This window comes from Streptomyces sp. NPDC037389, assembly GCF_040636475.1.
In the GTDB taxonomy this organism is placed as follows: Bacteria; Actinomycetota; Actinomycetes; order Streptomycetales; family Streptomycetaceae; genus Streptomyces; species Streptomyces hesseae.
Genome location: NZ_JBEZUS010000006.1, coordinates 23,474 through 37,141 on the forward strand (window position 1 = coordinate 23,474; position 13,668 = coordinate 37,141).

A 13,668-nucleotide genomic window follows, 5' to 3' on the forward strand; every position below is an offset into this window, starting at 1 on the left:
CTACCAGCGGCCGGCGTAGGCGGTGACCTCGGCGGCGAGCTCCACTTCACTGAAAGCGGGCGGCGTCCAGGGCCGCGAACCGACGGCAGGGTCCCGCACATCCTGGTGCGGGTCACCGGGAACGCCCGTGGCAGGCTCGCTGACGGTCGACGGCACGATCTCCGGCATGGCCTCTCCCCCTGCTCCTCCGACTGGGCTGCCCCGGCCGGGGGCGGTGCGCCCGGCCGGTATTCCAGGTTCGGTCAACGGGAGCACGGCCCGCAATCGCCGGAACGAGTGACGGGCCCGGCCGTGGGCGGGTGGTCGACTGCCTCTCGTCCACACGGGAACGGACGTATTCGGGCCAGGTTTTGGGCGTGTGCGTGCGGTGGAAGTGGCGGGACCAGGGCTTTACACGTAGGCGGGGTGGCCCGCTGAATCGTCCTTGAAGGGCGGTGCGCCGTGGGCGCGTGTGCCGCGCGGCAGACGCCGACCTCGTGACTCTTCTGGAGGCCGCAATGGACTGGCAGCGTCACCGTCGCCTCAACCGTCCCGGTCGGCGCAGACGGCCCACCGCGGTGGCCCTTGCCACAGCGGCCGCCCTCGCGGGTTCCCTCGTGGGCGTCTGCTCGGGCCCGGCCACCGCGGCGGTCGCTCCCGCTTCGCCTCTGTGCGACACCGGGTACCTCTGCCTCAGTGGCGCCGGTATCGGCATTCCCGAGCCGACGTTGATTCCCGAGTGCAAGGTGATGGACTTCGTCCCGTACTTCGCTGTGAGCGTGGTCGAGAACAACACCGACCGCTCCGCACGGATCGTGTACAGGGGCGGATCACTCATCCTGATGCCCCGTACGGGCATCGACTCCCGACCGGCCCTGGAGATCACCTCCGCCGGAACGCTCTGCTAGGGGGCACGGCGAACCGGCCGTACACGCGTGTCCGCTCTGCACCCATCACGTCGCCGCCCAGGCGCCGAGCAGAGGGGAACGACATGCGAACGTCACGACGGCTTGTTCGCCACCACGACCGCGTCGGCCACGGCCGGGCCCACGGGCACGCCCCAACAGCGCGGCGGTTCCATCGTCCTCGGTCTACGCCGGCGCGCATGGCTTCGGTGGAACGTACCTGCTCGGGTGGTGCCGGCCCTTCAGGTGGTGGGCTGGAGAAGGAGCAGGGCGATGTCGTCGGTGCGTTGGCCGGTGGGGCAGGCGTGCTGGACAAGGCTGTCGATCATGTGGTGCAGGGGGAGGTCGCTTGATCTCGCAAGGTGCCGCGCGAGGTCGTCGGTGGTCTGGCCGATGTCGGCGCCAGGGGTTTCGACGAGTCCGTCGGTGTAGAGCGTGAGGATGGCGCCGGTCGGCAGGGGCAGGGTGGTGAGCGGTTGAGGGACCTCGATGCCGATGCCCAAAGGGGGGCCGGGGTCGACGTCCACGACCCGTACATGGCGGTCCGGGTGGTACAGCAACGGGGGCGGGTGTCCGGCGCTGGCGATGGTGACCTGCTGACGGGCAAGATCGAGGTGGGCGTAGAGGCAGGTGATGAAACGGCCCGGGTCCAGGTCGGCGAGGTCGCGGTTGGTCTGCGTGAGGACCTTGTCGGGAGATGCGCCGGCGGTGGCGTGGGAGTGGATGGCGGTGCGGACCTGGCCCATGAGGGCGGCTGCTGTCACGTCGTGGCCCTGGACGTCGCCGATGACGGCGGCGACGGTGGTGTCGGTGAGGCGGATGAGGTCGTAAAAATCGCCGCCGATGTCCATGCCGAAGCTGGCCGGCAGGTAGCGGGCGGCAACGTTCAACCCGTTCACGCCGGGCAGGGCACGGGGCAGGAGCCGCTGCTGGAGGGCGTGGTTGAGGGTGTGTTTGGCATCGTAGAGGAGGGCACGGTCCAGGGCCTGTGCGATGAGGCTCGCGAGCGGGATGAGGGTGGCGCGTTCGTCGACGGTGAAGACGTGGGGACGGCTGTAGGCGAGGACGCAGCAGCCGACGGGCCGCCCGGAGGCGATCAGCGGCAGGAACGCCCATGCCTGGTTGTCGCTGAGCGGGCTTTCGGGGTGGCTGCGGGCCAGTTCGGGGCGGTCGGCGAAGAACGAGGGAATGCCGGTGGCCAGGGCGCGGCCGACGGGGGTCAGGTCGGCGTCCACCGGCAGTCCTTCCAGGCGTTCGATGACGTCCGGGTCGTAGCCGCGGTGTCCGATCGCTTTCAGTCGGCCGGCTTCGGCGGTGGACACGACCATGCTGTCGGCTCCGAAGGTGGGCATGATCAGCTCGGCGATCAGGTCGACGACGTCCTGGACGCCGACGGTCTCGGTCAGCGAGGCCGCCAGGTGCATCAGCTGGTGGATCCGGCCCGCGGCTGCGGCGGAGACCGCTGAGGCCGGGCCTGGCGTGTTCGCGTCGTGCGGCTGGGGGTGCTGTTCAGCCGCGCGGCCGGGGGTGATGAGGACGCTGATGCCGCCGGCGTCGGGGTACAGCCGAAGGTTCAGCGGCCGGTCCGGTGGACGCACCACGCCGAGGGCTGCGGGCGCGCCGCCGAGCCAGGCGGCACGGTACGACTCCGCGCAGGAGGCATTCCACAGCCAGGGAACCGTTTCCCACAGCACGGAGCCCAGTAGTTGCCCGGGAGTGCGGCCCAGCAGCTCGACGGCGGCGTTGTCGACGAAGGTGACGTGCCCTTCGCGGTCCAGGGCCAAGGCACCTGCGGGCAGCCGTTCGACCAGGTCAGCGGCCGCGAGCGCGGGCTGCCCCGGCCTCGCGGCGCCGGGGTGCACCGGGACGACTCGCGGCGTCTCCGGCGGGTCCGGAAGGTGGACGGCCGTGTCCAGGACACGGGCGACGTCACGGGCGCCGAACAGGACCTGCGCGCGCTCACGCCGGCTGAGCTGCGGCGACCGCCTGGCCGCCCACACCAGATTCAGTGCGCCCCAGCAGCGGTGCGCACCTCGGATCGGGACGGTTGCCACCGCCATCCTGTGGGGAAGAGCCGCCGCGCTGGCTGGGGACAAGCGGGCCATGTCCTCTTGAGAGCCCACCCACACCAAGCGGTCCTCGCGCACCGCTGTCGACGGCGGACCGCGCCGGGCAACGGGCACCCGCCACCATGGTTCGGTGACCTCTTTGGGCACACCGCACATCACCGCCAGGCTCAGCACCTGCTCCTGCTCGTCCAGCAGGTAGATGCCGCCGCATGCCGCCCCCGCGCGGTGCACAGCCCGGACCAGGGCCTCATCCAGAAGACCGGCCGGGTCCAGCCGAGAGGGCCTGGTCAAGCGCGCCACCGCTGTCGCGCGCCGCGGTGCGTGCTCACATACCGAGCAGGAGACCGCCGCGTCGCCGGTTCACCCGTTCGTGTCACCTTTGCCCCGTTTCGCATGTCGCAGTTCTGGAAGAACCCGAAGGAGTCCTGATTCATTAGCGAAAATCACGAAGGAGTGCAATCGTGACACGCCGCACGCCCAGACATCTCACCGGCACCGCCCTCACGGCGGCCCTCTTCCTGGCCTCTCTCGGCCTCGCCGCTCCCGCCTACGCGGAGACTTCCTGCACGGTCAACGGCGTTGCCATGACGGGCCCGGACATCAAGGGAACGGACGGCGCCGACACCATCGTCTGCACGTCCGTCGACGCCGGCAGTGTCGTCGACGCGCTCGGGGGAAACGACGCCATCACCATCAACGGCCCGGTGAACGGCAGTATCCGCGGCGGCGATGGGGACGACCACTTCACGGTCGAGAGCACCGGATCGGTGGGCGGGACCGGTTCACTCGACGGGCAGGCGGGCATCGACACCTTTGACGTCAGCGGTTCCGTTGCCGGTGCCGTCCGAGGCGGCCAGGGGCAGGACGACATCCACCTGTACCGGGGCGCGGCCCTGTCGCAGAGCGGCGACATCCGGGGCGCCAAGGAGGCCGACAAGATCACGATCGACGCCGGGGTCGACGTCGAGGGCCTGGTCGAGGGCAACGAGGCCAACGACACGATCACGATCGACACCGTGGGCTCCGACGGCAGGGTGCACGGCGACGACGGCGACGACACGATCACCGTCGCGCACAACAAGGGAACCGTCGACGGCGGTGCCGGGACCGACACCTGTCACGTCAGCGGCAATCCGCCCCTGAACTGCGAGATCAGCTGATCCCTCGAACGCGCGAAGAACCACCGCCTCAAAGACAGGGCGCCCTCGCGTGCGAGGGCGCCCACCGGCGAAAGGACCACACACCAACTGCTGTTGCGGTATCAAGCGGTCATGGCCAGTATGCACTGATCCCGAAAACCAATGGTTGTTATCCGTCACGCGCGCGAGCATCATGTCCGAGCCGATTCTCACGGCGGCAAAGAACCGACCATGGTCAGCAAAAGGAACTTTTCCGCCCATCGGCCCTTCCGGCACCCATCAAAGGGAGTTGCCCCATGCCGTTCATCACGGTTCAGAACCAGCTCTACAACGCGCTGCTCGAAGGACTGGGCCAGTCGAATCAAACCTTCCAGCTCCTCCAGCCGGCGGCCCCTATCACTTCGGAGGGCGGGGACAGATTCCTCTGGTCCTTCCTCAACAACATCCCACCGCTTTCACTGGACCAGAACTACACGCAGAGCGGCGGAAATCAACTCTTCTCCGACTACAAGGGGGTCCTGTCCGCACTGCGGCCGGCGACCAGGGTCGACATCAAGCAGGAGATCGGCCAGGAGAACTTCGAAAACTTCGTGAGATACCTGCAGTCACTGAGGCCGATACCTCCGGCGAACCAGTTCCCTGACATATTCTTCAACTGGGCGATGGTGAACGCGCCCGACGTCGCGCAGCAGGGAGCGTCGGCGTACGCGGCGATCATCCTCGACCCGATCGGCGGCGCGCAGCAGGCTCTGATGCCCTACATGCAAAGACCGCCCGCGCCCCCGGACTGGGTCCGGGGCTATGACGCCCTGGTGCAGGACCTTTCGCAAGCGCCCCGGCGGGCTTTCGAGATGCGCAGCACCACCACGAGCTCGGACGTGAGCAGGACATGGTGCTCCGGGCGCCGCTCCGTGCTGTTCGGCCTGTGGAGAAGCAGCGAGAGCACCGAGCGTCTGAGTGAGCACTTCTCGCAGAGCGAGCTCACCGTCAGAGCCTCCTTCGGGCACCTGCTGAACTTCCAGACCAACGCAGGGGCTTGGTACGGCTCGTCCGCCCTCGGAACCGCCTACACCAAGAAGGGCGACCCGCCGTGGCGGAGCGGCAGCGCGATCGCATGGGACAACACGTTCGGGACCTCGGGAAACATCCAGCGGGTCGCGATCAATCTGATGGTGGCCGACACCATGGAAATCACTGTGGTGGCCAGAAGTTCATTCAGCCAGCAGGACCAGCAGATCATCCGGGGAAACGCGGGCTTCGGGCTCTGGCCGTTCTACAACGGCCGCGGAGAGTACGGAATAACGACGAACATACAGTTCAGCGAGTCAGGCGGGACCACGATCACCACCGCGTCCTCTCCGGGCGTCCCGGTGCTGATCGGGGTCAACGTCCTGCCGATCGGCCGTTTCCTCGGCTACACGTCGGCAGCGCGCGAGCAGTAGCACCCCGGGTCAGCGTCGACGCCGGTGACCGGGCCGGCCAGTGAGCCGGCGGCCGACCGCCGGCTCACTGGCCGTTCAGGAATGCCCAGGGAAAACCGACGGAAGGTCAGCGCCATGCCAACCGTGCCGCCGCCCGACCCGATGGCCGAGCTCCAGAACCGCTGGTACAACGCCGTATTGAGGAGCTTGCCCGCTTCCCCCTCGACCACCCAGCTCATCCAGCCCGCGCCCCCGGTGGAACTGTCCGACACCGCGCTGTGGGCCCGGGAGAACGTCGTTCCGCCCGCATCTCTCACGTTCAACCGTCAACTGGTGGAGAGCACGACCTTCTTCGACGAGTACACCACCGTGATTCAGGCACTGTCCGTCCCGGAGAGCACCTTCGTGGCAGTGATCGGCTCGGGTGTCCATCAGGAATGGCTCGTGTACGTGAGAGGGCTGACGCCCCAGCCGGACGAGGACAGGCTGCCCGATGTCTTCTACGCCTGGGCCATGTCACATCACCCGGATATCGCCGACGAGGGCGTGTCCGCGCTGCGGGACATCACACGCCTGAGGGCCCTGCAGAGGCTTCTCCGCTCATATCAGGGGCCTCCCCCGAAAATCGCCGAGTATCTGGGCGGTATCAGGGGGTTGCTGAGCGTGCTCAAGAACTCCTCGTCCACGACGATTTCCTTTGACAGCACGACAACGAGCGGTGATGTTTCCGGCACTTGGACCAGAGGCGTGAACAAGGACTTCTCGGGCCTGTGGGCCGGCGCCGGTCAGCTCGACACAACGACCGCCAGATTTGCTCGGAGTGTGGTGACGGTCAAGGCCGATCTGGGTGCGTATGCGCTCTGGACGGTCAATCCTGACCCCTGTTGGTACGATTCGAGTCAACTTCACGTGGCATACACGAAGCAGACGATTCCCCCCTGGGCCTCGAATCCTCGCCTGCACTGGGACATGGCCTTCGGCGAGAAGTCCGGGAAGCTCCAGCGGGCGATCGCCTCACTGATCATGGTGGAAAGGCTGACGAGTGTGGTCACCTCGGACGCCGCGTTCTCCCCCGAGGACCAGCAGGTCATCAAGGCCAAAGCGGCTGCCGGTCTGTGGCCGTTCTTCGTTCCGACCGGCGACGGCGTCACCAACAAGGCCGACTTCGACGGTGGAAGGCTGAGGATCGAAACCACCACCCCAACGGGCAGACCGCTGGTCATCGGCGCCCATGTACTCCCCATCGCCAGATATCTCGGCGCTTCGAGTACCGCTCCTCGGGGAACCGGCCGCCACTAGAAACCCCGTGGAAGACCACGTGCGGGATCGGCCCGAACGAACGGGCCTTCGATGCGGTGCGTCAGGCGGTGACCGCCACCCAGCGGAGACAACCACGTTCGGGTGAATGATGCATCCCTCGTGCATAACCGAGCAAAAGAGGAGCACCTCCTCATAGGGACCTGTCACCCGGTACCGCAGGAAGGGGAAGACCATGGAGCAGCAGGAGACTTACGAGCCGCCCGTCGTGGAGGAGGTGGGAGCCTTCGCCGAGCTGACGCGGGGCGGGCGTGAAGGCACCTACTTCGAGGGGGGCTACGCTCCCTGGTACGTCCGGCCGCAGTCCGACTCTTCTTGACCGGCGGTCCATGGTTCGCTGTCTTCCCCGATTCCGAAGCGGCTGTCGGCTTCGCGCGGAAGGTCTGTCCCCGGCCGGTTGACGTGGTGCGGTACCCCTCCGGTCGTCCGTGGCTGCTGGGTGAATGGCCGACCGGCGAGGTGGTCGTCGCGAAGGCGGGGAGTTCGCTCCTGGCGTTGATCGGACGCTGTCCGGTCAACGCCGAGGAACTCGCCGTCCGACTGCGAGGGATGCGGGAACTCGGCGATACCGAACAGGTGGTCGCTGGGCTACCGGGGAGTTTCCACGTAGTGGCCTCCGTCGGTGGCCGACTCCGGGTACGCGGCACCGCTTCCACCGTACGGCGGGTGTTCTACGCCGAGTCGGACGGCGTAACGGTGGCGGCAAGCCGTGCCGATACGTTGGCGCACGCCCTCGGTGCCGCAGTGGATGAAGAGCAGCTGGCGCTTCATCTGCTGTCGTCGCCTCCCGCGTACCCGTTCGGTGAACACCGTTCGTTGTGGCGCGGTGTCCAGGCCGTCCGGCCCGGACACGCCCTGCTGATCGGTCCGGACGGCAGGGCAATCGTCCGGCCCTGGTGGAAACCCCCGGAGCCGGCCCTGCCCCTTGCCGAAGGAGTGGAAAACGTGCGGCAGGCGCTGTCACTGGCAGTGTCCTCATGTACGGTCGACCGCACGTCCGACCGCACAGTCATCAGCGCGGACCTCTCCGGCGGCCTGGACTCCACCAGTCTGTGCTTCCTCGCCGCTCGCGGCCCGGCCCAGCTGATCACCTTCCACTGGGGGAGCCTGGACCCCGGGAACGACGACACCGCCTGGGCCCGGAAAGCGGCCGCCCTGCTACCCCACGCCGAGCACGTGGCACCTCAACCCTCCGACGCGGCACTGTGGTTCAGCGGCTTGGGCGAGGTGCCGACGGCGACCGACGAGCCGGGCTTGTGGGCCCGCGACAGCGCGCGGCTGCTCCTTCTCACTCGCCTCATGACCCGGCGCGGCTCACGATTGCATCTGACAGGCGGTGGCGGAGACGAGCTGTTCGGCTTCCTGCCCCCGTACCTGCACGCTCACGTTCGCAGCCGATCGCTTTCGGCCCTGCGCCAGGTGAACAGGACACGATCCATGCAACGCTGGCCTCTGCGGCCACTACTGGCCGAGCTGTCGGACCGCACCTCATATTCGGCCTGGCTGGCCACCACAGCGCACCGCGCCACCGACCCCCCGCCCCCGGCGCGCCCCCGAGCCGGCCGGGTTCCGTCCACGGCATGGGACACGATTCCCCAGGTACCCCCATGGGCCCGCCCGGAAGCCGTGGACGCCGTGCGAACCCTCTTGCGGGAGGAATCATCCGGCACGCATGAGCCACTTGCCGCCCAACGCGGCCAGCACGCCGCCCTCTCCGCGGCCCGCACCTGCGGCCGCGCTTTCCGTGTGACAGAGCAGGTGACCGCCGCCCTGGGACTGCCCTCGGCCGCCCCTTACCTCGACGATGACGTCCTCGAAGCGGCGCTGTCGGTGCGCATCACCGAGCGCGGCGCACTCGATCGCTGCAAGCCCCTTCTCACCACGGCAGTGCGCCCCGTCGTGCCCGGCAAGCTCCTCGCCCGGGCCACGAAAGGCGAGTACACCGCCGATTTCCATCAGGCGCTCCGCCTCAACAAGGCCGCCCTCCACCGCCTCCTCGACGACTCCCACCTCGCCCGCGCCGGACTCGTGGACACCACCACCCTGCGGGCCCATCTCGCAAGACCCGAACTCCTTCCCGAGGCGATGCGCGCTCTGGACAACACCGTGGCCTGCGAGATGTGGTTGCGCGGCTGTTCTTCCGCCAAAGGAGCACCGTGACCTTCGCTCTCCGCCCCCACGTCTCCACGGCACGGACCGAGAACGGAACCGTCCTGCTCGATGAGACCACCGGCCGCTACTGGCAGCTCAACACCACGGCGGCCTTCATTCTGAACACCCTCATCGAGGGTGCCAGCACCCAGGAAGCCGCCCACCGGCTCCGCGAACGCCACCCCACCCTCCCCACCGAGCAGGCAGCCGGCGACGTGGCGTCCGTCATCCGCGCGCTGTCGGCCGCTCACCTCGGGGCAACGGTCGCATGAACCAGTCCCACGTCCCATCCAACCGGCAAGCCGCCCCTCTCGTCCGGCGCCCAGCCGTCCTGCTGGCCATCACCGCTGCCCGGCTGATCGCCCTGCTCCCCCCGCGCCGTATCCGCCAAGTGCTCTCACTGGCCCGCCGGGGCGCTGCTCCCGCCACCGGCGAGCAGGCTCTCACCGCCCGCCGAGCAGTCGTCGCCATGAGCGCGCGGTGTGCCGGGGAAGCATGCCTGCAACGGTCGGTGGCGACCGCCCTGCTGTGCAGGACGCGCGGCACCTGGCCCGACTGGTGTACCGGTGTGCGTACCGCGCCGTTCCGCGCCCATGCGTGGGTCGAAGCGGAAGGCCGCCCGGTCGGAGAGCCTTTCCCGGCCGACTACTACCGCACCCTCATCAAAGTCGCGGCCACGTCATAGCGGCGCCACGGTGGGCAGCGGTGTCAGTCCTGCTCCGGCGTGACGGCCAGTTGGCCCGATGCGCGGGCCAGCAGGTCGATCAGTAGCGCGCGTTCCCCGGGGCTGAAGCCGTCGGCGATCCGCTGTTCGATGGCGACGGCCTCGGCGTCGGCCTGTGCGAGGAGTCGGGGTCCCAGCAGTACTCGCCGAAAAGCAACGGAGTAGCCCCTGACCTGCGGGTACTACCCACTCCCCTTCAGATGTCGCTGCCGAGGGTGTTGACGGGGTTTGCGTACTCGCGGCAGTCCTTGCGCTGGGCCGGGACCGATGCAGTGCCGGTGAGGGGCTGGCAGCGGTCGAGGAGCTGGCGGTGGACCGTGGGCACGGCGGTAACGCGCAGGGTGTAGCCCTGGCCGCGCCGTACGGTGATGCCCTGGTCGAGCGTGGCGCGTTCGGCGTCGTCCAGCTCGGCGGTGCGGAGGAAGTCGGCGACCTTGCCCGCCATGTCGAGGACGACCGGCAGCTCAGGGGCCAGGGTGCCCGGGTCGGCGGCCGTGTGCTCGGGCAGGAGGTCGGCGACGGCGGTGCGGATGGCGCCGCGGCTGACGTCGTGGTCGCGGGCGAGGGCGGCGATTGACCGGCCTTCCAGGTATGCGGTGCGCACGGCGTCGGTCTTGTCGGCCGGGACTGCGGGGCGGCGTCCGCCCTTGTTGCCCTTGGCCTCGGCGGCCCGCAGCCCGTCGTAGGTCAACTCGCGCTGGAGGTCGCGTTGGAGTTGGCCGGCGGCTGCGAGGGTCTGCACCATGAACTTCACGGTGGACAGCAGCTCTCCGGTGCGCGGGTGGCGGGCAGGGAGGTCCATGGCGGAGAACGCGCCGTCGTGGATACGGAGGGCGAGGCGGTCACGGTGGAGGACGTCGAGGATGTGCCCGGTGCCGCGCACCAGGCGGAACATCTCGGAGATGTGCACCGTGTCGCCCGGCCGCGCGTAGGCGAGCAGTTCGCCGAACTTCGGCCGCTCCAGCGGGTGGAGACGGCTGGAAGTGCCCGCGGTCTCCTCGAAGACGACCGGGTCCTCGATCCCGGCCTCGCCCAGGACGAGGTTCTGACGGTCGGTCGACTGCTGGTCGGTCGACACCCGTTTGTAGACCAGGTTGGCCATGCCGCTCCCCGTGTCGGTGGTCGCATTCGACCCTAGCTGTCAGCAAACCCTGTCATCATTGGCCATCGGATCCGATGGGATTCGCGTCGCCGCGAGGCCCCGAAAAATCCGGGTTCATTGGACGCCCGCCACGTCTGTCGGCAAAGGTTCGTTTGCGAACACCATCCAGCGGTGTGGGGAAGCCGGGGGCCGCGGAACCCTATGTGGGGGCGGGGAGTTGGCAGGCGCTGGTTTTGCGCGCTCGGCGCCGGTGAGGGGCGCCCCGGCCAGGCGGCACGCTGGTGGACATGGCGACACCGGCCGCCGGCCGCGCGGCGCTGGGGGATCTGACCGGCTCCCAGCGCGGAGGGGGCACGGCACGGGCGGGCGCTTGAGCAGGCCCGGGGCTGTTGCGGACGCGTTGCCCGTGCGGGATGGTATGGCCCTAGAGCGATTCTCATGCTCTCCTGCATTTTCCACTAGGTGACGATCTCTTAGCGAGGCAGCCGAATGGTCAGGGAAATAGAGAGCCCGTACGCTTGGATGAGTCCGCGCGATGGAGACTTAATCAAGACGGTCCTGCTCAACGCAGCCGAGGGATCGGCGCGGCGGCTGCGCGTTCTGGAATGGGGTTCGGGGCAAAGCACATTATCCTTTGCCCAAATTCTGGCCGCACACGACCTTCCCTTTCACTGGCTCAGTCTTGAATACGACCGCGAGTACTTCGACACATTTTTGGCGCCCACGCTGCTTTATCGGGCCGATACCGTTCTGCGCTATCCAGACGACGACAGGAGCCTGCACGGACCGGTCGGAGACGGACGCGCTCATATCGAAGCGGTGTGCTGGAACAGAACCGCATTGCGCCCATCGGAGCGATCAGCGGACCGTGAGGCAGATCTCGATGACTATGTGAATTATCCCGCCGCAACGGGCCACGGCTTCGACGTAATTCTCGTGGACGGGCGCAAGCGGTGCCGCTGCCTACTGGCGGCTGCGGACTTCATGGAAACCGACACAGTTGTCATGCTGCACGATGCCCGGCACCCGCACTATCACCCCCCGCTGGCCCGTTACCCGGCCTCTCGGTTCATCGGCGACGACATGTGGGTCGGAGCACGCAGCGCTGCTCGACTCGATGAGGTGCTGGCCGAGAGAGCGGCGATGCCTGCCACCCTCGGGTACCGGTGGCATCTGCGCAGGGTGATGGCCGGACGGAAGATGTTCGAGACCACCGAGTTGGCGCCGCTGTTGGCCGAGCGGGGCGTGATGTTGTCCCGTGAGCAGGTCCATCGGCTGTTCACCGGAGTCCCGGAACGACTCAACCCCAACCTCCTGGTGGCGCTGTGCGACATCTTGGACTGCCAGGTCGGGGACCTGATCGAGCCGGCGCGGCAGGCGCATGACGGTGGCGGTTCCCGGTAGTTGGCTCGATGACCACTGTCGTCGAACGACACCCGGAGCCCTGGACGAACCGCAGGTGGATCCGGGTGAACAGTGGTGCTCGGCGAGCAGGGCGTTGGCGTGTCCGTCGATGGCCGGCTCGCTGTAGCCCTGTGCCCCGGAGCCCGGCGGTGCCGCTTGCAGTGACCGATGCACAGCAGGATCCCCATCATGTCCATGGCCAGGGTCCCGCGCCGCGAGGGCAGCGTCACTGAACAGGCCAGCCCCCACTACAAGCGTGCCCCCGACCCTAAATCCGGACTCGTCGAACCCGGCGACTGTTACGGGGGGAGATCCGCGCGCACCAGCTCGGTGATCTCGCCCAGGGTTCCGCGCTGCCCGGGTGACCACAGGGGCGATCGTGCCAGGGGCGTCGGCGCGCCGAAGACCTCGCCCATGCTCCCGGCGCTGCTGGCCTTGGCCAGGAACTGCCGCTGCCACCGAGCGACCATTGACATGGTTCGCGCAATCGACTTTTCTGCCTCTACCAGTTCACCACGTTAACGTTCACTGGTCTCAGTGCGACATTGGTTCGGCCGACGGCGTAAGGAGAGAACGTGGCGCTGGAATTTGCATCCCTCCGCGGACAATTTGTGATGGAGGTTACTGGGGGGACCGGTAAGTTTCTGACCGGTCGCGACGGAGATGCCATCAAAGAGGCGCTCATCACCTATTCGGTCGTCGTGATCCGAGGTCTGGAGTTGGTCCCGGCGGAGCAGGTGGCGCTGACCCGGTTGCTCGGGAAACCCGAGGAAGTCACGGACCTGCGCAACCATCACCCCGAAAGCCGGGACATCTTGGTGGTCAATAATTCGAGCGCCACCCCCGTGGTCGGAAACCGGTGTTGGCACTCGGACCGATCCTTCTTGCCCGAACCGACGCGCTACACGATGTTGCGAGCGGAAGTTGTTCCGCCGCAAGGCGGGGACACTCTGTTCGCCGACATGGTGGAGGCTTATGCCCAGTCCCCGGCATCCTGGAAGGAATCGCTCTCCGACGCGGTCGGCGTGCACTCCTACGACAAGATTGCCCAGCTGCGCTCAGAGATCCACCGCAAGCCCATCGAAGAGGGTTACGAGAAGCTGTATCCGCCGGTGCGCCATCCTGTGGTGCGGGCCCATCCGGAAAGCGGTACTCCTGCGCTTTATCTGAGCGACTTGTGCCTGACCCACATCGAATCCGCAAACGGGGGCCCCGTCGTCGTTCCGCTGGACAAGCTCCACGCGCATGCCACCGAGGACAGGTTCGTCTACCGGCATCGCTGGCGTGTGGGCGACGTCGTGATCTGGGACAACGCCAGGGTGATGCACCGGGCGGACCTGCGGCTGTGGAAGCTGCCGCGCGTCCTGCACCGCACCACCACAGCAAGCCTTCCGCCCCGCCCGGCCGCCGGGTATGTGCCGGACAGAACCCTCTGATCACCTCGTCGTGGCGAGCCC

14 protein-coding genes are annotated in these 13,668 nt (G+C 67.8%); 10 read left to right on the plus strand and 4 right to left on the minus strand.

Annotated elements, in window-relative coordinates:
- Complete coding sequence (gene pqqA / locus AB0E98_RS14550; RefSeq protein WP_361702157.1) at positions 1-168, minus strand: pyrroloquinoline quinone precursor peptide PqqA; 168 nt, start codon at positions 166-168, stop codon at positions 1-3.
- Positions 169-497: 329 nt separating this feature from the next.
- On the opposite strand from pqqA, the gene AB0E98_RS14555 reads away from it, so the two are divergent.
- On the plus strand, positions 498-887 hold the full coding sequence (locus tag AB0E98_RS14555) for a hypothetical protein (RefSeq protein WP_361702158.1): 390 nt from the start codon (positions 498-500) through the stop codon (positions 885-887).
- Positions 888-1,126: 239 nt separating this feature from the next.
- On the opposite strand, the gene AB0E98_RS14560 is transcribed toward AB0E98_RS14555, so the two are convergent.
- A complete protein-coding gene (locus AB0E98_RS14560) occupies positions 1,127-3,244 on the minus strand; it encodes a SpoIIE family protein phosphatase (protein WP_361702160.1) in 2,118 nt (705 codons plus the stop codon).
- Positions 3,245-3,414: 170 nt separating this feature from the next.
- Between AB0E98_RS14560 and AB0E98_RS14565 the strand changes: the two genes are divergently transcribed.
- From AB0E98_RS14565 to AB0E98_RS14595, 7 genes are all read left to right on the plus strand, one after another.
- Positions 3,415-4,113 (plus strand): hypothetical protein, encoded by a 699-nt coding sequence (locus AB0E98_RS14565; RefSeq protein WP_361702162.1) that lies wholly within the window; start codon positions 3,415-3,417, stop codon positions 4,111-4,113.
- A gap of 275 nt (positions 4,114-4,388) precedes the next feature.
- Positions 4,389-5,534: a hypothetical protein gene (locus AB0E98_RS14570; RefSeq protein ID WP_361702163.1), complete on the plus strand. Its 1,146-nt coding sequence runs from the start codon at positions 4,389-4,391 to the stop codon at positions 5,532-5,534.
- A gap of 114 nt (positions 5,535-5,648) precedes the next feature.
- Complete coding sequence (locus AB0E98_RS14575) at positions 5,649-6,812, plus strand: hypothetical protein (protein WP_361702165.1); 1,164 nt, start codon at positions 5,649-5,651, stop codon at positions 6,810-6,812.
- A 193-nt stretch (positions 6,813-7,005) separates the two neighbouring features.
- Positions 7,006-7,149 (plus strand): lasso RiPP family leader peptide-containing protein, encoded by a 144-nt coding sequence (locus AB0E98_RS14580; RefSeq protein ID WP_361702166.1) that lies wholly within the window; start codon positions 7,006-7,008, stop codon positions 7,147-7,149.
- A 347-nt stretch (positions 7,150-7,496) separates the two neighbouring features.
- On the plus strand, positions 7,497-8,990 hold the full coding sequence (locus AB0E98_RS14585) for an asparagine synthase-related protein (protein WP_361702167.1): 1,494 nt from the start codon (positions 7,497-7,499) through the stop codon (positions 8,988-8,990).
- The gene (locus AB0E98_RS14590) at positions 8,987-9,253 is read left to right on the plus strand and encodes a lasso peptide biosynthesis PqqD family chaperone (protein WP_361702168.1); all 267 of its coding nucleotides are present in this window, start codon (positions 8,987-8,989) and stop codon (positions 9,251-9,253) included. The genes AB0E98_RS14585 and AB0E98_RS14590 overlap by 4 nt, the downstream gene beginning before the upstream one ends.
- On the plus strand, positions 9,250-9,666 hold the full coding sequence (locus tag AB0E98_RS14595; protein WP_361702169.1) for a lasso peptide biosynthesis B2 protein: 417 nt from the start codon (positions 9,250-9,252) through the stop codon (positions 9,664-9,666). Before AB0E98_RS14590 ends, AB0E98_RS14595 begins: the two co-directional genes overlap by 4 nt.
- 235 nt (positions 9,667-9,901) lie before the next feature.
- Here AB0E98_RS14595 and AB0E98_RS14600 read toward each other — a convergent pair whose 3' ends face one another.
- Positions 9,902-10,807: a recombinase family protein gene (locus AB0E98_RS14600; protein ID WP_361702171.1), complete on the minus strand. Its 906-nt coding sequence runs from the start codon at positions 10,805-10,807 to the stop codon at positions 9,902-9,904.
- A gap of 522 nt (positions 10,808-11,329) precedes the next feature.
- Between AB0E98_RS14600 and AB0E98_RS14605 the strand changes: the two genes are divergently transcribed.
- Entirely contained in the window at positions 11,330-12,211 is an 882-nt protein-coding gene (locus AB0E98_RS14605) for a helix-turn-helix transcriptional regulator (RefSeq protein ID WP_361702173.1), read from the plus strand.
- A gap of 299 nt (positions 12,212-12,510) precedes the next feature.
- On the opposite strand, the gene AB0E98_RS14610 is transcribed toward AB0E98_RS14605, so the two are convergent.
- Positions 12,511-12,687 (minus strand): hypothetical protein, encoded by a 177-nt coding sequence (locus AB0E98_RS14610; RefSeq protein WP_361702175.1) that lies wholly within the window; start codon positions 12,685-12,687, stop codon positions 12,511-12,513.
- A 99-nt stretch (positions 12,688-12,786) separates the two neighbouring features.
- Here AB0E98_RS14610 and AB0E98_RS14615 point away from each other — a divergent pair, with 99 nt between their 5' ends.
- Positions 12,787-13,647 carry a TauD/TfdA family dioxygenase gene (locus tag AB0E98_RS14615; protein ID WP_361702177.1) on the plus strand — a complete coding sequence of 287 codons (861 nt, stop codon included), beginning with the start codon at positions 12,787-12,789 and terminating at the stop codon, positions 13,645-13,647.
- Positions 13,648-13,668: the final 21 nt, after the last annotated feature.

Bases quoted from the DNA above. Each gene is read 5' to 3' on its own strand.
- AB0E98_RS14580 (WP_361702166.1), top strand. From the start codon at position 7,006: ATGGAGCAGCAGGAGACTTACGAGCCGCCCGTCGTGGAGGAGGTGGGA.
- AB0E98_RS14570 (WP_361702163.1), top strand. From the start codon at position 4,389: ATGCCGTTCATCACGGTTCAGAACCAGCTCTACAACGCGCTGCTCGAA.
- AB0E98_RS14605 (WP_361702173.1), top strand. From the start codon at position 11,330: ATGAGTCCGCGCGATGGAGACTTAATCAAGACGGTCCTGCTCAACGCA.
- AB0E98_RS14595 (WP_361702169.1), top strand. From the start codon at position 9,250: ATGAACCAGTCCCACGTCCCATCCAACCGGCAAGCCGCCCCTCTCGTC.
- AB0E98_RS14610 (WP_361702175.1), bottom strand. From the start codon at position 12,687: ATGTCAATGGTCGCTCGGTGGCAGCGGCAGTTCCTGGCCAAGGCCAGC.
- AB0E98_RS14600 (WP_361702171.1), bottom strand. From the start codon at position 10,807: ATGGCCAACCTGGTCTACAAACGGGTGTCGACCGACCAGCAGTCGACC.
- AB0E98_RS14575 (WP_361702165.1), top strand. From the start codon at position 5,649: ATGCCAACCGTGCCGCCGCCCGACCCGATGGCCGAGCTCCAGAACCGC.
- AB0E98_RS14555 (WP_361702158.1), top strand. From the start codon at position 498: ATGGACTGGCAGCGTCACCGTCGCCTCAACCGTCCCGGTCGGCGCAGA.
- pqqA (WP_361702157.1), bottom strand. From the start codon at position 168: ATGCCGGAGATCGTGCCGTCGACCGTCAGCGAGCCTGCCACGGGCGTT.